General features: G+C 47.5%; 15 protein-coding genes. 5 read left to right on the forward strand and 10 right to left on the reverse strand.

Going from position 1 to position 18,782, the window contains the following annotated elements:
- Nucleotide 1 precedes the first annotated feature (1 nt).
- From FC07_RS14990 to argC, 4 genes are read right to left on the reverse strand one after another with little or no spacing between them, the layout of a single operon-like run.
- Nucleotides 2-1,153, reverse strand: coding sequence for an acetylornithine transaminase (locus FC07_RS14990; RefSeq protein ID WP_057905884.1), 1,152 nt, complete (start codon nucleotides 1,151-1,153; stop codon nucleotides 2-4).
- Nucleotides 1,154-1,157: 4 nt separating this feature from the next.
- On the reverse strand, nucleotides 1,158-1,919 hold the full coding sequence (gene argB, locus FC07_RS14995) for an acetylglutamate kinase (RefSeq protein ID WP_057905885.1): 762 nt from the start codon (nucleotides 1,917-1,919) through the stop codon (nucleotides 1,158-1,160).
- A 24-nt stretch (nucleotides 1,920-1,943) separates the two neighbouring features.
- Nucleotides 1,944-3,146, reverse strand: coding sequence for a bifunctional glutamate N-acetyltransferase/amino-acid acetyltransferase ArgJ (gene argJ / locus FC07_RS15000; protein ID WP_057905886.1), 1,203 nt, complete (start codon nucleotides 3,144-3,146; stop codon nucleotides 1,944-1,946).
- 28 nt (nucleotides 3,147-3,174) lie between these two features.
- Entirely contained in the window at nucleotides 3,175-4,203 is a 1,029-nt protein-coding gene (argC, locus tag FC07_RS15005) for an N-acetyl-gamma-glutamyl-phosphate reductase (RefSeq protein WP_057905887.1), read from the reverse strand.
- 258 nt (nucleotides 4,204-4,461) lie between these two features.
- Between argC and FC07_RS15010 the strand changes: the two genes are divergently transcribed.
- From FC07_RS15010 to FC07_RS15020, 3 genes are all read left to right on the forward strand, one after another.
- On the forward strand, nucleotides 4,462-5,544 hold the full coding sequence (locus FC07_RS15010) for a carbamoyl phosphate synthase small subunit (RefSeq protein ID WP_057905888.1): 1,083 nt from the start codon (nucleotides 4,462-4,464) through the stop codon (nucleotides 5,542-5,544).
- Nucleotides 5,537-8,608, forward strand: coding sequence for a carbamoyl-phosphate synthase large subunit (gene carB / locus FC07_RS15015; protein WP_057905889.1), 3,072 nt, complete (start codon nucleotides 5,537-5,539; stop codon nucleotides 8,606-8,608). The genes FC07_RS15010 and carB overlap by 8 nt, the downstream gene beginning before the upstream one ends.
- Nucleotides 8,609-8,719: 111 nt before the next feature.
- Nucleotides 8,720-10,201: a glutamate-cysteine ligase family protein gene (locus FC07_RS15020; RefSeq protein WP_057905890.1), complete on the forward strand. Its 1,482-nt coding sequence runs from the start codon at nucleotides 8,720-8,722 to the stop codon at nucleotides 10,199-10,201.
- 106 nt (nucleotides 10,202-10,307) lie between these two features.
- On the opposite strand, the gene FC07_RS15025 is transcribed toward FC07_RS15020, so the two are convergent.
- Together FC07_RS15025 and FC07_RS15030 are read right to left on the reverse strand one after the other, a co-directional pair.
- Entirely contained in the window at nucleotides 10,308-12,563 is a 2,256-nt protein-coding gene (locus FC07_RS15025; protein WP_057905891.1) for a TcaA 3rd/4th domain-containing protein, read from the reverse strand.
- 73 nt (nucleotides 12,564-12,636) lie between these two features.
- Entirely contained in the window at nucleotides 12,637-13,116 is a 480-nt protein-coding gene (locus tag FC07_RS15030) for a hypothetical protein (RefSeq protein WP_057905892.1), read from the reverse strand.
- 226 nt (nucleotides 13,117-13,342) lie between these two features.
- Between FC07_RS15030 and FC07_RS15035 the strand changes: the two genes are divergently transcribed.
- Nucleotides 13,343-14,947 (forward strand): zinc ribbon domain-containing protein, encoded by a 1,605-nt coding sequence (locus tag FC07_RS15035; RefSeq protein ID WP_057905893.1) that lies wholly within the window; start codon nucleotides 13,343-13,345, stop codon nucleotides 14,945-14,947.
- Between the two features lie 55 nt (nucleotides 14,948-15,002).
- Here the strand turns inward: FC07_RS15035 and FC07_RS15040 are convergent, their stop codons facing one another.
- The 4 genes from FC07_RS15040 to FC07_RS15055 all read right to left on the reverse strand — a co-directional run bounded on the left by FC07_RS15040 (nucleotide 15,003) and on the right by FC07_RS15055 (nucleotide 17,904).
- A complete protein-coding gene (locus tag FC07_RS15040; RefSeq protein ID WP_155797787.1) occupies nucleotides 15,003-15,185 on the reverse strand; it encodes a hypothetical protein in 183 nt (60 codons plus the stop codon).
- A gap of 108 nt (nucleotides 15,186-15,293) precedes the next feature.
- On the reverse strand, nucleotides 15,294-15,470 hold the full coding sequence (locus tag FC07_RS15045) for a PspC domain-containing protein (RefSeq protein ID WP_057905895.1): 177 nt from the start codon (nucleotides 15,468-15,470) through the stop codon (nucleotides 15,294-15,296).
- 283 nt (nucleotides 15,471-15,753) lie between these two features.
- On the reverse strand, nucleotides 15,754-16,914 hold the full coding sequence (locus tag FC07_RS15050) for a cation:proton antiporter (RefSeq protein ID WP_057905896.1): 1,161 nt from the start codon (nucleotides 16,912-16,914) through the stop codon (nucleotides 15,754-15,756).
- 108 nt (nucleotides 16,915-17,022) lie between these two features.
- Nucleotides 17,023-17,904, reverse strand: coding sequence for a hypothetical protein (locus FC07_RS15055; protein WP_057905897.1), 882 nt, complete (start codon nucleotides 17,902-17,904; stop codon nucleotides 17,023-17,025).
- A gap of 182 nt (nucleotides 17,905-18,086) precedes the next feature.
- On the opposite strand from FC07_RS15055, the gene FC07_RS15060 reads away from it, so the two are divergent.
- The gene (locus FC07_RS15060) at nucleotides 18,087-18,743 is read left to right on the forward strand and encodes an HAD-IA family hydrolase (RefSeq protein WP_057905898.1); all 657 of its coding nucleotides are present in this window, start codon (nucleotides 18,087-18,089) and stop codon (nucleotides 18,741-18,743) included.
- Nucleotides 18,744-18,782: the final 39 nt, after the last annotated feature.

Consider the following 18,782-nt stretch of genomic DNA (forward strand, 5'->3'; position numbering starts at 1 on the left):
ATTATGCTGTTACCCCTTTCACGGATTGAAGCGCACGTTTGATCAGTGCCAGCCCACCTAATAATTCGGCTTGCGGCATCACTAATGGTGGCAATAACCGAATGGTATTATGCTTAGCGGTTAAGGTCAACAGGCCGGCGCGTTGTAATTGGATCACAATGTCGTTGGCCACGGCGTCATCCTTTAACCGAATGCCGATCATCAAGCCCATACCGGTGACACGGGTGACCACTGGTAATGTGGCAATTTCATTTTGCAACACTTGCCACATGGCAGCGGCTTTGGTTTGAACTTCTGCCAAAAAGGTAGGTGTCAGCTGTTCCAACACCCCAGTAGCGGCCGCCATAGCTAATTTATTCCCACCAAATGTGGTGCCATGGCTACCAGGTCCAAAAGCAGGTGCCAACGCCTGTTTACCCAGCATTGCGCCGCAAGGGATCCCATTGCCTAACGCTTTGGCCACGGTAATGATGTCGGGGTCTAAGTCGTAATATTCATAAGCGAACTTCTTCCCGGTTCGGCCGATCCCTGTTTGGATCTCATCAATGATCAATAACACCTGGTTGGCTTTACAAGCTGTTTCAACTTGCTTTAACCACTGGGCCTTGGCCGGATTAACGCCGCCTTCCCCTTGGATGACTTCTAAAATCACGGCTGCTAAGTCGGGTGTGATCTGATCAATGGCCGCTGGTTCATTGTAATCCGCAAACTTAATCCCTGGTACCAGGGGGCTATAACCCGCTTGAACACTGGGATTGCCGGTCATGGACATGGCGCCATAAGAGCGGCCGTGGAAACTGTCGTTAAAGGACAAAATCGTGGTTTTGCCGGTGGCTTTCCGTGCTAGTTTCAAAGCTGCTTCATTGGCTTCAGTCCCAGAATTACAGAAAAAGGCCAGCATCCCTTCTGGACACAATAAGGTGGCCACTTCTTCTTGTAACTGACTTTCGTACAAGTTGGTGGTATGCCAAACTTGAGCCGCTTGTGCGGTTAATTTATCCTGAATCACTTGATTGCTGTAACCAAAACTGCAAACACCGATCCCACTGGTAAAATCCAAATACGTCTTCCCTGAATCATCCGTCAAGTGCCAATCATGGCCTGAGACTAAATCAAAAGGATACCGTTGATAAGTTTCAAATACATGTTCCATAAAACTAACCTTCTTTACTTTCCATAATTGGTGACTCGTGTAATAACGTCCCAGGCCGGGCAATATTGTCCGTGATCCACACTTTATCCACCCCTTGGTTCAGTGCTTCAAACGCCGCCTTAATTTTTGGCTGCATGCCTGATTTAATAATATTTTTAACAAATAATTCATGGGCATGGGCTTCATCCAGTTGTGGCACTACTTTACCAGCGGCCAGCACACCAGGCACATCCGTCAGCAAGACTAAGGTGGACGCGGTTAACTGCGCGGCAATCGTTGCCGCCGCCACATCCGCGTTGACGTTTAACCATTCACCATCCGCCGTTTCGGCCAACGGCGCTAACACCCCGATTTGATCAGCCAACAACTCATTTAACCGATCTTGGTTAATGTGTTGCACTTGGCCTACTTCACCATAAACGGTTTCGTCTAAATAGTCGCCTGTTAACAAATCATTGTCGCTGGTATTCAACCCAATCACAGGTAAGCCGTGGTGCGCCAACGCTTGGCAAATATTCGGCTGCACGACGCCCAGTAACACGGCCTTGGTCACCGCCAACGTTTGCTCATCCGTGACACGAATGCCATCTTTTTTCTCAACGGAGAGGCCTAGGGCGCTGCTCCATTCAGAAATTTGCGGACCGCCACCATGGACGATCAGAATCTGCTTACCAGCTTCGCGCCACTTTTTCAGTTGTTGATAAAAGCTGACCGGCAATTGATCACTTGCATGGCCGCCAATCTTGATGACAATCGTCTCTTTCATAAATCATTTACCTCATTTCAAAACTTAATTCCGATAACTAGCATTAATTTGGACATACTTATAAGTCAGGTCACAGCCCCAGGCTTGGCCAGTGGCGGCCCCGCTATTTAAATCAACGTCCAACACGATTTTTTCAGCTTGCATGGCTTTTTTCATCTCAGCTTCATCAAACGCCGCACTGCGACTGTTTTCAACCAAGGCCAAGCCATTTAACCAAACGAACACATGGTGAATGTCCACTTGCGCATCCGTTTGACCAATGGCACTCATCACCCGGCCCCAGTTGGCGTCTTCGCCGAAAATGGCAGCCTTTAATAAGTTCGAGCCGACGATGGTTTTGGCCACCTTTTGCCCATCAGCGCCGTTAGCGGCCCCTTTCACATTGGCCTCCACTAACTTCGTGGCGCCTTCGCCGTCAGCGGCGATGGCTTGGGCCAAAAAGGCTAATACTTGATGTAAGGCGGTGGCAAACGTGCTGTAATCCGCTTGGTCAGGGGTCAGTTCAGGATTCTTTGCTAACCCGTTAGCCATGACCACCACCATGTCATTGGTGGAGGTATCACCATCGACGGTGATCTGGTTAAAGGTGCTATCCACTTCTGCACTGAGTAAGGCTTGTAATTGCGTGCCAGCAATGTTGGCATCACTGGTAACAAAGCCTAACATGGTGGCCATTTTCGGATGGATCATCCCAGAGCCTTTACAAAAACCACTAATGGTGACGGTTTGACCACCAACTTCGCAGGTCACGGTAATCGTCTTAGGATGTAAGTCCGTGGTTAAAATCGCTTCGGTAACGGCGGTATTTTGCGTCAGTTCCATTTGGGCAATGCCGGCTTTCACAATGTCCATGGGCAAGTTCGCCCCAATTAACCCTGTGGAGGCAACCCCCACTAATTCAGGCGCAATGCCCAACTTTTCAGCGGCTAACGCTTGCATGGTGGCGGCATCTTTTTCGCCCTGTTCACCAGTACATGAATTGGCGTTGGCGCTGTTCATCACCATGGCTTGTAATTCATGCTTCACGTTAATAGTCTTTTTGGTCAAAGCCGTTGGCGCCGCTTGAAATTGGTTGGTGGTGTAACAACCAGCTGCTTGTGCAGGTACTTGAGAGTACAACCACCCCATGTCCTTGCGTTCTTTGCGTAACCCAGCGTGAACGCCGTCTGAAGCGAACCCTTGCGGCCATTTGAATTCTGTTAATGTTGTGATGGTTTTTTCTGTCATAAGATAACTCCCTTTCCCGTGTAACGGTTTAAGGCATGATCACGTGGGTTGGCAAACCTGCCGCCGCGTCTAGCCCAAACATTTGATTTAAGTTTTGAATGGCTTGGCCCCCTGCCCCTTTGATCAGGTTATCGATGACGCTGACCACGGTGACATTGTGGGTGACGGGGTTGTATTGCAACCCCAGGTCACAGAAATTGGTGCCTTGCACTTGTTTTAACATTGGTAACGTTGCGCCAAATCGGACGAAGTCGGCGTGTTGATAAGTGGTTTCAAACGCAGCGACTAACTGCTCGGCTGTGGTGCCAGGTTTGACCTTGGCATAAATCGTACTCATAATGCCGCGGGTCACTGGGATCAACGTGGTGGTAAACTCAATGGCCGGAATTTCTGGATTCCAAGCTTGTAATTGTTGCATGATTTCTGGAATGTGTTGGTGCTGATCCACTTTATACAATTGTAGGTTTTCGTTGGTTTGGCTGAAATGCGTTGACGTAGCCAACTTTTTACCTGCGCCAGATGTGCCTGACTTGGCATCGACCACAATTGAATCCGGTTGGATCAAATCGTTTTGTGCCAGTGGCGCTAAACCTAACAATGTGGCGGTGGCGTAACAACCTGGATTAGCCACATATTTGGCGCTCCCAACTTGCCCAAATTCGGCTAAGCCATAGTAAGCTGCGTCTAAAGCCGCTTGTGGTGCGGCTGGCTTGTGGTACCACTTTTCATAAGTCGCCGGTTGCTTTAAGCGGTAATCCCCAGACAAGTCGATCACTGGAAAGCCGGCGGCAATAAAGGGTGCGGCCACTTGTGAGGTGACCCCAGCCGAGGTGGCGAAAAACACCACATCGTTGGCGGCCATGATGGTTGCCACATCATAAGGATGAATCATGGCAGTGGCGCTAATGCCAAACATGGGTACGGCTTCACTTAAAGGTTGATCTGTTGTTTGACTGTGTCCATAAAGGTTAATTTCCGTAACGGCTGGGTGTTGTTGGAGCAATTGGTATAACACCATGCCGCCATAACCGGTGACCCCGACTAAGGCTGTTTTCATTTCTCATCATCTCTCTAATAATCAATATTCATTTCTCATGAATTTTTAGTCGATTTATCATTTGCAAATAGCTTACGGCAGATGACACGAAAATGCAAGGTTTTTTTATTTTTATGCAAAAATAACTGGATAATTCCAAAAATATGCACTATTTAGCAGTTAATATGCTAAAATAATCATTTTTCAGTTGACCTTTGCTCAAAAATGCGGTTTACTAGTAACAATCAAACTGAATATTTGCGAAAGGATATGAATTCAATGCAAAAATACCTTACCTTAGCAGATGGCACGACGTTCACCGGCGTCGCTTTTGGTGCCACCCATGCATTAGCCGCTGGCGAAGTTGTTTTCAACACCGGCATGACCGGCTATCAAGAAGCCATTACGGATCCTTCCTATACAAACCAATTATTAACGTTTACTTATCCTTTAATTGGAACTTATGGCATTAACTTACATCAAAATCAGGCGCCAAAAGCCAGTTGCCAAGCGGTGATCATTCGCCACTTAGACGCTGAGATCACCCACCATGATTATCAGCAATCCTTAAATGACTTTTTAGCCGCCGAACAAATTCCTGGCATTAGCGGCATTGACACCCGGGCTCTCACCAAGCACATTCGGGTCAATGGCACGATGCAGGCTATTTTAAGCAATGAACCCGTTGCGGCCACAGACTTTGCTTCCTTATATAAAGTTTTGGCCAAGCAACTGGATAAACAACCTTGCCTGGAACAAGAAAGCTTCCATCCCTTACATGCCGACTACCACGTTGTCTTGTTAGACTTCGGGATCAAACATGCGATCATTCAACAACTACTCAAACAAAACTGTTCAGTGACCGTTTTGCCTTACCAAACGGATTTTGAAACGATTGCCGCCTTAAATCCTGACGGCATCTTCGTTTCCAACGGCCCCGATGACCCGACGGCTTATCCAAACAGCCTGCCGCTGTTACAACAATTAGAGCACCATTATCCGGTTGCTGGTATTTGTTTAGGCCATCAACTATTAGCGCTGGCGAATGGTGCCAAAACTTACGCCTTACCATTTGGGCACCGCGGGCAAAATCATCCGGTTAAATTATTGGCTTCCGGTCATACGATCATGACCAGCCAAAACCACGGTTACGCCGTTGACGCTGCTTCGGTAGCGCAAACTGACCTGAAGATCACCGCCGTTGAAGGCAACGACAATACCGTCGAAGGCTTGGCGCACAAAGCCTTACCAGTGATCAGCGTTCAATACCATCCCGAAGCCAATCCTGGTCCGTTAGACGGCCAAATTTTCTTCCAAGAATTCAAACAATTGATGGCAAAAGAGGTGCTCCAACATGCCTAAAGATCTGAACATTCATAAAATTGCCGTAATCGGTTCTGGCCCCATCGTCATTGGCCAAGCCGCTGAATTTGACTACGCTGGCAGCCAAGCCTGCCTCAGCCTGCGTGAAGAAGGTTATGAAGTGGTCTTGATCAACTCCAACCCAGCGACGATCATGACCGACGATGAAATTGCGGATGAAGTTTACTTAGATCCAATTAGCTTGGATTCTGTAAGTGCCATTTTGGCCAAAGAACGGCCGGATGCTTTGTTGCCCACTTTAGGCGGCCAAACTGGCCTGAACATGGCGGTTGAACTAAACGACGCCGGCGTGTTAGCTAAATACAACATTAAATTGTTAGGCACGAGCCTAGAAACCATTAACCAAGCCGAAGATCGAGAATCCTTTAAAGAGTTGATGCAACAGTTACATCAACCGATTCCCGCCAGTCTTACAGTGCACACATTAGCCGACGCGGTACAATTTGCCGATGAAGTCGGCTACCCTGTGATCGTACGGCCAGCTTACACCCTAGGCGGCACTGGCGGCGGGATTGCCAACGACCACGACAGTTTGGTGACCATTGGCAAACGGGGTTTGGCCTTGTCGCCAGCCACCGAATGTTTGATTGAAAAAAGCATTGCCGGCTACAAAGAAATCGAATACGAAGTCATGCGGGATCAAAACGGGGATAAAATCAGCGTTTGTAACATGGAAAACTTTGACCCAGTGGGCATTCATACCGGTGATTCGATTGTCGTCGCCCCTTCGCAAACCTTAACGGACACGGAATATCAACGCCTGCGGCATGCCGCTTTGGAAATCGTCGAAGCCTTGGACATCAAAGGCGGCTGTAACGTCCAATTAGCCCAAGATCCCGATAGTGACCAATACTACGTGATCGAAGTCAACCCCCGGGTCAGCCGCTCGTCAGCCTTAGCCTCTAAGGCCACTGGCTATCCAATTGCTAAAATTGCCGCTAAAATTGCCGTGGGATTGAATTTAAGTGAGATCCAAAATCCCGTGACGAAAACCACCTATGCAGCATTTGAACCCGCTTTGGATTACGTGGTGGCCAAGATTCCCCGTTTGCCGTTTGATAAATTCACCAGTGCCCAACGCCAATTAGGCACCCAAATGAAGGCCACCGGGGAAGTCATGGGGATCGGCTTAACGCTGGAAGAAGCCTTACTGAAGGCAGTTGCGTCATTGGAAGTTAGCAGCACCTTACAAGCCCAACTGGTGCCGGCAAAAGCCTATACTGACGCTGAACTGGCGGCTCAATTGCAACACCCGACTGACCAGCGGCTCTTTGAATTATTTGCAGCTTTAAAACGCGGTTGGTCGCTAGATAAAATTGCGGATTTAACGCAAATCAACTTGTACTTCTTGCACAAATTGAACAATATTTGGCAGCTGTTTGTGAAGCTAGGTCAAACCACATTAACCGCTGAATTATTAGCCACTGCCAAGCAAAATGGCTTTAGCGACGACATGATCGCAGCGGCCACTGACAAAACGGCCACTGACATTCAAGCCTTACGTCATACCCAAGCCTTACACCCGATTTATAAAATGGTTGATACTTGTGCCGGTGAATTTGCCAGTGAAACGCCTTATTTTTACAGCAGTTATTTCTTAGGTGAAAATGAAAGCCAGCCTTTAACCAACAGTATTGTGGTGATTGGTTCGGGTCCCATTCGGATCGGACAAGGAGTTGAATTTGATTACACCACCGTTCACTGTGTGCAAGCGATTCAGCAAGCCGGCTACAAAGCAATCATTATCAATAACAACCCTGAAACCGTGTCCACTGATTTCTCGATTTCAGACAAGTTATACTTTGAACCGTTAACCATTGAAAGTGTCATGAACATTATTGAACTGGAACAGCCCTTAGGCGTCATCGTGCAATTTGGGGGGCAAACCTCTATTAACCTGACCAGCGCCTTAGCAGCCCAAGGCGTGAAAATCCTTGGCACCTCCTTGCACGGCATCAATCAAACGGAGGATCGCCACGAATTTGAGGCCCTGTTACAGGCCCAACACATTCGCCAAGCACCTGGCGCCACGGCGATGAATTTAGCTGAAGCCAAGGCCATTGCCCCACAAGTTGGGTATCCCGTGATGGTGCGGCCAAGTTATGTGCTTGGGGGCCGGGCCATGGCCGAAGTGCACAATGAAGCCGAATTGGAAACTTACGTGGCCAAAGCCATGGCGGCAGCCCCTAATCAACCGATTTTAATCGACCACTATGTCACCGGACGTGAATGTGAAGTGGATATTCTCAGTGACGGCAAGGAAATCTTCATTCCTGGGATCATGGAACATTTAGAAGGCGCAGGCATTCATTCAGGGGACTCCATTGCCATTTACCCGCCCCAACATTTAACCGCTGCTGAAAAAACGGCGATCATTGCCATTGCCACTAAAATCGGCAAACAAGTTCACTGTGTGGGGATGATGAACATTCAATTTATTTGTGCTGATGCCGTTTATGTCATCGATGTGAACCCTCGGGCTAGCCGAACCGTACCATTTATGAGCAAAGTCACCGGCCACCACTTGGCAAAATTAGCCACCCGGTTGATTTTAGGTGAATCGTTAGCCGAAGTGGGCTTACACCCTGGCTGCGACCCCGAGCCTGAAACCGTTGCGGTGAAGGCCCCGGTTTTCTCCTTTATGAAGTTACCTGGGATGGCCACGGCCTTATCGCCTGAAATGAAATCCACTGGTGAAACCATTGGCCGCGGCGCCGATTTCCCAACGGCTTTAAAGGCCGCCTTAGTGGACAGCTATCATTTTCCAGCCGCCACACCTGGAAAAATAGCCTTGTTGGATCCAACTGCCGCAACAGACACTGATTTGAACCAAGCCTTGACCCAAGGGGGTTACCAGCCCGTAACCATCACCCAGGCTGACCAATTGGCCGACTATACCAGCGACCAGGTGGCCTTGGTGATCAACGGCGCGCAAGAACAAGACACAGCTGAACCATTGAATTACTTTGCGTTAAGCCAAAATGTGCCTTTCTTCAGTGCCACTGCCACCATCAAAGGTATTTTAGCCGCTTTAAATCATTAGCATGACAAAAAAGCCGTCCAAGCGGGCGGCTTTTTCATGCAAAAGACTATCTTTCAATTTAAAAATCCGTATAATAAACATTAATTTATTTTCAAAAAGGTGGCGTTGTCGTTGAAAACCAATTCCGAATTAAAAGCACTGTATCAAAATTGCCGGTTAGGCCTGGAAATTGAAGAACATCGGGTCACCGCAACAGGCCATTTAAGCCAAACCCCTTACCCAGGTCACTTCGGGAGTCGACAAAGCCACCCTTATTTTCAATCCGACTTTGGTGAATCACAAAGCGAACTGGTCACCGGTGTGTTTACATCGACCCAGGCGCTGATGCAACAATTAACCGCGTTACAAACCATTTGGCGCCAAGCGTTGCCTGCTGGCGAGCAGATCTGGCCTTTTTCCATGCCGCCAAATCTAACCGAAAATGAACAACACCATATTCGTGAGCATTTTGGCCGCCCGGCTTACCAGGCTTATCGGGACTATTTAAAAACCCACTATGCACTAAGCCAATCTTTGACCACCGGGGTCCATGTGAATTTCAGCTTACCCGCAACTTTAGACTTACCAGTTGCGGCACACAATGCGCTGTACTTTAAAATCGCCCAGTCTTTTGTCAGTTACCGCTGGCTACTGACTTATCTGTTTGGCGCCAGTCCAAACGCGGCACCATCGCATTTAAGCGCCCTTTCAAGCGCGCTTAAAGCGCCGGTTCGTAGCATTCGCAATAGTCAATTTGGCTTTACCAACGCTGTCACTGAAACCATTCCTTATACCAGTTTAGCCGCACACGTTCAAGCACTGGATCATGCGGTGACCCAAGGTGACTTGTACTCACCGCATGAATTTTACGGGCCCGTTCGGCTTAAAGGTCCCGCAGCCATTTCGGATTTGCTGACGCAACCCATCGACCATTTAGAATGTCGGGTATTGGATCTGGATCCATTTAGCGCCAACGGTATCGACCAAACCACGGTTGAATTTTTGCGCCTGCTTTTGGTATTTGGCTCACAACAGCCTGCCAAAACAGCTGCCGAATTAGCGCAAATGCAGCAATGGAACCGCGACGTTGCTTTAGAACACCCGTTAAGCAGCAGTCAGTTCGCGGCGCCAGCCGAACAGGTCTTAGCTCAGCTGGCAACCTTTGCCCAACAAATCGACGCCCCAGCAGCCGCCCAAGCCGTGGCAAACATGCAGCAACGCGCGCGGCACCCAGCCTTGACGCCTAGTGCCCGGATCATCACCACGGCTGCAAACTGGCAAGCACTTGGTTGCCAGCTTGGACAACAGCACCAACACACCGCATTACAGCAAACTTGGCTTGAGGTTTGGCAAGCACAACAAATCCCACCAGCGGTACAACAATTACTGGCACTGGCCTACCGCCGCGGCATCACCGTAGTAGCGTGGCAAGCGACAACTGGCACGCTAACCTTAGCGTATCAAGGCCAACAAGCCCACTTTAGCGCCACAACACAAGGCTTATATCCCCTGACTTCGGTGCAAGGGGATCAGCCTGAACTGGAACAACAGTTACAGGCCGCTTTTCAGACCCTCCCACCGTTAGATTGTACGACAAATCCAGCAGCGGACTAAAAAAGAAAGCTTTGACAGCAAAATTGTCAAAGCTTTCTTTTTTATAGCATGATCTGCCAACTTAGCATGCCACCTCAAATAAACCGCACTAACGCAGCAATTTTAACTAATTACTACCGTTGTCAGAGATTTTTTGCTCATTATTGCCAAGGGTCACGATCTGGACATGGCCATTCTTCTGTTGCAGTTGTGCCTTGGTGTAGCGGAAGGTTTGAATTCGCGTTGCTTTACCGTTGGTGTACGTGGTCGTATAAGTTACGTCAAAACTAACGGTGGCTTGAGTCGCAGACGTTGCGGCCACTTGGTTTGTTTTCACCTTAAAGGCCGTATGATCAATATTGGCAATATCCATGTGGGTTTGACCAATAAACTTCTGGAATTTACTGTACCATTCAGCATTTTTACCTTGGGTAAAGTAAGCTGCCAGTTGATTATTGTATTGTGCATAGTGCGTATTTGCGCTATACGTTGCCTTACTCATCAACTGGTAAAAACCGTCCAACGTTTTTTGTGCCGTGGCTTGGGTCAAAAATTGATCAAAGTTCAGCGTCACATTTTGTTGGGTTTGGCCTTTAGTCAAAGCCACTGTTTTCGTTTTATAAGGCTTGCCTTGCAAGGTTTGCCGTAGCTGAACCTGCATTTTACCCTGCCAAGTTAAATCTTTTAAAGCCAATTGACTGTTTTTCAAAGTACCCCGCTGTTCACCATTAATGTAAACAGTGGCGTCAGCAACGTTACTTTGTAGCGTGACGGACAGCGGCTTCAACGTTAAATCGATCGTTTGAGCCGCCGGCATTAAAAAAGTCGTTGTTGCCTGATGCGTTAACTTTTTGCCGTTACTGGTGCCTGTCACTTTTAAATTATATTTACCCGGCATAAATGGCCCAATTTTCTGTTCTTGGGTCACCTTTTTAGCCGTCACATTTTGATCATCTAAGAAAATCGACGGTTTCGGAATATCTGTTTTGATGGTCCGATAGATCGGTGTGATCTCCAACTGATAATTGCTAAACAGCCAATTATGCCCTGTTTTTACAAAAGAAAGGGTCCCATCACTGGTTTTTCGCTTGGTTTTCAACTGTTTCTTGGCCTGTTTTAAATAGTCCGGATTCGCCTTGATATAGCGAATAAACGGGCGACTGTTACCAGGATTAAAAGCTAAGTCCGAGCTGGTACTCTTAATGGCTGCACTAACCTGACTCGGTTTTTCGGTCGCAACTTGGTCAAAGGCACGATTAAGCTGGGCAGCACGGCTATAATGTACCTTACCGAAGAAAAAAGCTAAAGCAACAACGACAACAAGTACCCCAACGGTCACCCAAGCAACCCATTTTTTGGATTGTGGTTGATCGGCGTGTTGCCGCCGGTGGTGTTCGTCTTCCGTTTTATCTTTCTTTTCAAAATAACGTTCTGCTTTTGAAGTCGGCTCTGGTTCAGCCTCATCTGTTGCAGCAGGTGTTGGCTCCGCCACTGTCGCCACTTTGTCCAAGGCCACCTTTTCATCAGCCTCCGCTTCGGCGGAAGTCGGTGCTTCTGAAGTGGCTTCGGTTGCCGTTGAATCTGCAGCAACACTGGATTCAGCGCTAGCGCTTGAAACCGCCTGAGCGACTGCCGATGATGTTGCAACCGACGTTGCCTCAGCAGAAACCGGTGTGTCAGCAACCGCTGATGACGTTGTTGGGTCGGAAGCAGGGGCTTCTGAAGCAGCCACCTCGCTAGTTGTTTCCTGTTGACGGTCTGATTCGGCCCGGACTTGATCGACAAGATCTGAAATATCCTTGGTTTTGTCTAATGCGTGGGCCACCCGCCGGCTTTCCAATGCTGCTTCTGAATCAGCGTTGGCTTTCGGTTCAACGTGTGGTTCTTCGTTGGCAATTTTGGCGCTGGCAGCGCGTAATTTTGCAAAAATCGCCTCTGGATTTTCATCTGCTGAGATCCCGGTTAACAGGTTCATGGCATCCGAATTAATCGCCACTTGTGACGGTGCAGCAGATGATTGTGCGGCCGCTTCGGACTTCGCCGGCGTTTTAGCTTGCGATTGTGCCGAACTGGCCGGTGCTTTAGACACAGGCTCAGCAGCACTGCTTGGCGCTGTTGCAGTGCTTGAAACAGGACGATTTGAAGTTGCTGATGATGCGGGCTGGCTTGGCGCCGCTTGACTGCTGACTGGTGCAGTTGCGCTTGGAATCGTAATTTTATGTTCACGATAGGCAACTAAATCAAAGCCACAGTTCAAGCATTCCTGATCATTAGAAGCAATGGGTGCCCCACAATTTGGGCAGAAAAATTCCCCGGCTCCTAAATCGCCAAGATCAGTCGCAGGTAAATGGGTTTTAAGTTTTAATTGTGATAATCGGTCCATGACGTGCGACTCCTCTCAAAGTCTCTTGAGCACTTATTTTACTGGTAAAAGTCCCCTAAGAGATAGCATAGCATTATTTGCCGTCAGCTTCAATTTTCTCCTGCCCGGCGGTGGTTAATTCAGTTAATTTTGTTTCAATGGCAGCTGTTATTTTTTGAACCGCCGCATCATAGTCTTCTAAAAAGGCCGTAACGCTGACTTGACGATCAATGCGCATCCCTGACGCATTTAAATTTTCAGCCGTGGTGATCAAGTAAAGGTTGACTGCCCTTTGCGTATCTGCTTCGGTTAGCAGTGCGATTTTCTTGCTAAGTTCAAATGGTAAATTGATCACCCCTGCTTGCAATTCAATCGTCGCCGGCACCTCAAATGGCAATTCCAAGCGCAACTGACTGATCTTATTTGCCGTCAGGTCCTGCTTTAAAGCCGCAAAGCCAGCCGCTAACTGTGGCGCAAGCGGCTGCTTTAATTGCGCAGCGCTTAACGTCACGGTATGCGTCAAATAGGTGGCGTCAGTAAGGGTATTTAAAAATTCAGTGGTATTCATTTCCATGGTCAATTCAACCTCTAATTTTTAGAATTTAACGGGTAACACGCAGTTAGCGTGAAATAATTGCTTTCATTATAACTTAGGATTGCCAACCACCGCAAACCTACTTTCTATTTTTTTTGTTTATAACTAGGCAGTTGCAACGTTTCGGGGTATGATGAAAGAGGTATCTTGTCCGGTGTGAGTTCAGCTGAACCTAAAAATCGGATCTTATTTATGGAGGTTAACCTTGGTTTTTAAAAAATTTCAAAATATTAATGAAATCAAACGCCTGATCAATCGGCAAAACAGCATTCAAAAGCGTGCTGTGAGCTTATTGCAAAAAGGCGAGCTTAACAAAAATGATTTAATGGCAACTCTTAATAAAAATATTGGTCAACGACGGCGACTTTCTCAAGAAACCATCAATGTGATGGTGGATATTTTCAAAAATGAAAAAATTACGTCGATTCCCACCAACAGTTTTTTTCTCTTTGCACGTACAACCGTTAATCCTCACGATGGCACACCGTCTGAGCTGTTGTTACAGCTTAATAAACAAGATACCTACATTATCACCTTAGCTGCCGGTGAAACGGCTGAGAAGCTCTTTAGCAGCCCACGACGCGCTTGGTTATTTGATCTCACCGATCAGCATATCACGTTGCATTTGCCAGAACAGGTAGCGACACATGGTTTGCACATTTTATTACCGGAAACAACTGACAAACCTGCAGCCAAGCAAGCGGCACCGGCTAAAAAAGCCGCGACGCAAGCACCAAAATCGGCTGCAAAGGCCACTGCTAAGTCGGCGCAAGCGCCACAAAAAACGGCCGCACAACCTAAGCCAGCACAAAAGACCGCTGCAAAATCGGCAACCGCCAAGGCAACGCCAAAAGTGGCTGCTCAGTCAGCCACGACTAAGCCTACCAAAAAGGCCACGCCGACGACCCCTAAGCAGCGCGCACATTCGACCGCGCAGGCGCCTAAAAGCAGTGCAGCAGCACAACACGCACCTCGTGTTCCGCAAAAGCCAGCGCCTAAAGTCGCACAACCAACAAAGGTGGCGACAAGTGTTGCCGCTGTCACACCGGCTACGTCTAAGGCAGCTGTGGCAACCGTGACGAAGGCGCACAAAGTGCCGGCACAAACTGCCACTGAGCCTCTTCCTGGTCCACAGGCACCTGAAGTGCTGATCAAGCGCTTGCTGGAAGCAGGTGAGGCTTACCGCGTTGTTGGCCTTGACTATGGCAAGATCAATATGATTTCCGCCACAGATGGCACTGAAAAGTTACTCCAGATTCCTGGTTCTGTCATTTCAAACCACATTTTGGAATATCAACACGCCATTCGTCAGCTGACACGCGGGACCATCGACTTAGATGCTGATGTAGAACTGGCCCGGTTGACTTACATGCTGAAGCGTTACGTTTTAAAGTCTTGCCGTAAAATTGTAAGCCGGCTGGCTGAATTTTATGGTGATAATGTGATCTATGTAACCGAAATGCATCCTAGTTTGAACTTAGATCAGCCCCAAACGATTATTCTCAGCCCAGATTACTTCTATAAAGCATTATTTACCGTGCTTTTTGAAATGATCGGGTCGAATGCGGCAATTATCCAGGTACCGAACAATGAAACCTCGATTATTTGCCCTTGGTGTGGTTTTACCAATGCCGATAATCGTCAAAAAGAAGTTCATCAATTTAAATGTTTGAACTGTGGGCACACGATCAATGACGATCACGTTGCGGCGATCAACATTCGCCAACGTGGCTTACGTCAAATTTCAGAAATTACCAAGCATTTAGCGGTTACCGTTCCAACACCAGCTGAATCCCATCCCGATGATTAAAAAAAACAGGTTACGACAAAATTGTCGTAACCTGTTTTTTTAAGACTGTTGAAATCTATTTTTTCTTTTGGCCATGCTGCTTTTGATAATCAACGGTTAATCGTGAAAACCGTTGTTGCAGTTCACGGTACTGCTTACTATCTTGTGCCGATCGCACCATATTTGAAAAATCATGGGTTTTCAGATCAGCATGCTTTAAGACCTTCTCATGACGCCTTAGATGAAAGCCTAGCATCATTGCTCACCCCCGCTAACGAAACCGTGAACATTTGTTATAATGCACTTAATTATAGGAGTATCAGCAAGGATAATCAAGATACGCTTCCATCACGTTTCACAAAGGCGGCTAGGCGTTCGGCATGACAAGCGCCGCAATGATGTAAAGCACCACTAATGGGAAGAAGAACAAGGTTGCCCCTGCATAGAGCACCCGTGCTAACGTATGGTCAATTCCTAAATAATCTGCGAAACCGCCCACAACCCCTGATAAAACGCGATCTGTTGATTTTGTTAAATGCTTCATTTTATTTCCCCCTTGTCTGTTACAAGTCGACCTGTTTTTTGAATAACTTCAGTATACCGGTTCTGGCCAACATTGCCTTGCGGCGGGAGCCGGATTCGATACCGGTCTCAAGACTGATTTTACGATAAACTTCATTTCAGCTAAGAATCATTTCAAGAATTTGCTTTTCAGCAGCTGTTTTCAAAAAAATTGTAAATTTGAATTGTCGAATAAAACGAAAAATGGTAAATTGAAATTGAGGTCTGCTTTACCTCAACTTCTAAGATCAAAAAACGTCGTCTGATCAGGCGGCGTTTTTTGGTTGTTGTTTTTCCAAATACCCTGCCGCATGCCGCAAGAATAACGGTGCTAAAACGGTGGTCAACACAATGGCAATAATCGTGGCCGCATAATAGTCCGGATGTAACAATTTGGCATCAAACCCAATTTGGGCAATGATCAACGCCATTTCACCACGAGAGATCATCCCCGCCCCGATCATATAATCACTGGCGAAACCAAAGCCAGCCCAATGGGCCCCTAAACCACCACCGACTAACTTGGTTAAAATCGCCACAAGGGTCAGCACGATCGTAAACCACCACACTTGACTAAAGCCCGTAAATGTCATTTTCAAGCCAATACTCACAAAGAAAATCGGAATAAAGCAGGCGTAGCCTAAAGGTTCAATGTCACGATCAACCTCTTTTTTCGCATTGGTTTGCCCCACTGCAATCCCTGCGAAAAAGGCGCCAATCACAGCCGACAAGCCGCATAGATCTGCTAAATAGGCCATTCCTAAACACAAGATAAACGCCATGATCGTGGTACTGCCCAGTAACTGCTGCGCCAGTCGCATTAAATAAGGTGTTAGCCACTTCACAACAAAATAAACGCCGATGAAATAGCCCAGTTGCAGGACCAAACCGCCTAACGGATGACTTGACGCCGGTTCTGCCCCAGTGTAACTCACCAGGAAACTGAGGATCAACACACTTAAAATATCATCTACCACCGCAGCCGCTAAAATCGTCGTGCCTTCTTTGCCATTTAATTGCTGCATTTCCCGTAAAACTTCCACTGAGATCGACACCGAAGTGGCGGTAAATAAAACCCCCATAAACAGTGCGTGCGGCCATGTGAAGCCAAAATAATGGACTGTCACTGGCACCAGCGCCAATGGCAAGATCACGCCCACGGTGGCCACCCACAACCCTGGTTTAAAGTAACGCTTCAGCAAACCGAGGTCGCTTTCCAAACCGGCCATAAACATTAAAATAATCACACCGATCTCAGACAACTGATTTAAAAAATGCGTGGGTTGGATCCAATTTAACAGCGCTGGTCCGAGTAATACCCCCACTAACAACTGCCCAATCACACTAGGCAATCCCATTCGTTGGCTAAAATGGCCTGCCAACAAAGTTGCCCCTAAAATCAAACACAAAGTTCCTAAAAACGCCAAATCAAATCATCCTTTCAATTTAAACAAAAAAAGACAGCACGCTTCAAGACTCGCGCTCACCCTAACGCGAAAATCTTGAAGACTGCTGTCCCAACCGGTGGTACGTTATTAAATTTTAAGCGTATGTTTTACAACTGAACCCACTGCAATACACACGATCCCAGCCCCTAGCACGATCAGACTCGGCGTTAAAAAGCTGTCCACAATCGCCGTGACGATCTGCTCAGCCGGTGCCTGAAACGATTTAGCCGCTAAGGTGACCATCCCGATCACCCCACTGAGCTTAATGCCCAATTGTGCCAGTAATAATAAACCGCCGCTCCAAAAACCGGCCCAGCCTAAATGCCATAGTATCACACCTAGCCGGCGATCAACCACTAATAAGATCAGTAGAAAAACGATCACGATCACAATGCTAGCGCTAAAGGCGCGTTCCACCAATTGTCGATAAGTTTGCAATTGCGTTTCGCCTTTGGTTACCGCTGGAATTTGTAACAGGTCCTGATACTGACTGGTAAGCTGACTGACAATGGTATTCACAACTGTTTCGGTACCGACCAAGCCTGGCAAGCTTTGATTAATGGCTGTGGCCAACTGTTTTTGCACCTGCGCCATAATATGGGTGGTGCTCACAGGATCCGTTTGATCGGCATAAACATTTTGAATGGTTTGCGTTAAATCTTGGGTCACGGCTTTACGGGTAATCAAATGATTCACCGCACTGCTTGGAATGTGGTATTTTGCTGCAACCGTAACGGCTTCTTGATTCGCCCGTTTGGTCATCACCTGGGCCGCACTGGTGTCACCAATGGCCTGCGCCATGTAATCTGCTCGAAAGGCCGTTTGACGTAAAACACCACTGGCGACCAATACAAACAGCGCACACGTTAAAATAAACGCCACGAGCGTTCCTAGCGGTGACTGCCGCAGTGGTGCTTGCGGATCACGGCTCAGGTGACGCTTCGGTTGTCGATGGGCTGCTGCACGCATGTTAAGTCTTTCCCTTCTTTTCAATGCCTGGCACCTCAATTCTTTTTGCAACGTTTGCTCGGAAGATGAGTGCCTCAAAAGACCGAATTTTCTTTATTTTACCACAGGTCCTTGCAAACGACTATTCAGGACCTATGATTTAGCCTATACTGGAATCAAATTCACAGAAAGTAGGCCTTCACATGACACTGAAAACCTTGTTTTTTGACCTTGATGGCACTATTACCGATTCACAAGCTGGGATCATCAATTCCATTCGCTACTCCGAACAAAAATTGCAATTGCCCGCCCATTCAGCTGAACAATTGCAATTATTCATTGGCCCACCTTTATTGGAATCCTACGAAAAATTCTTTGGTTTAACACCGGACCAAGCGCAAACGGCCTTATTGGCTTACCGCGAATATTACGCCCAACAAGGAATTTTTGAAAATCGCGTTTACGCTCAAATCCCAGAAACACTGGCCAAATTGAAAGCAGCAGGCCTGCAGATCATGTTAGTTACGTCAAAACCAGAAAATTACGCCGAACAAATCATTACGCACTTTGAGCTCGCTCCTTATTTTGATCATGTTTACGGCGCTAGTTTTGACGAAAAACGAGCTGCTAAAACCGAGATCATTGCCTATGCCATGGCCAGTGAACAGCTCACCACCCCAAACACCATTGCCATGGTCGGCGATCGCGAAAATGACATTAATGGGGCCCACGATCATCAACTGCATAGCATTGCCGTTCGTTACGGCTTTGGCAGTGATGCCGAATTACAAGCCGCTCGGCCTAGCATTACCATTGACCACCCTGCTGATTTACTACAAGCCGTCGCCCACTTTGCTTAACCATTTGCCCGTTAGGTTTTATAATAAGGGGGAGCCACC

The sequence above is a fragment of the Loigolactobacillus bifermentans DSM 20003 genome (assembly GCF_001434575.1).
In the GTDB taxonomy this organism is placed as follows: domain Bacteria; phylum Bacillota; class Bacilli; order Lactobacillales; family Lactobacillaceae; genus Loigolactobacillus; species Loigolactobacillus bifermentans.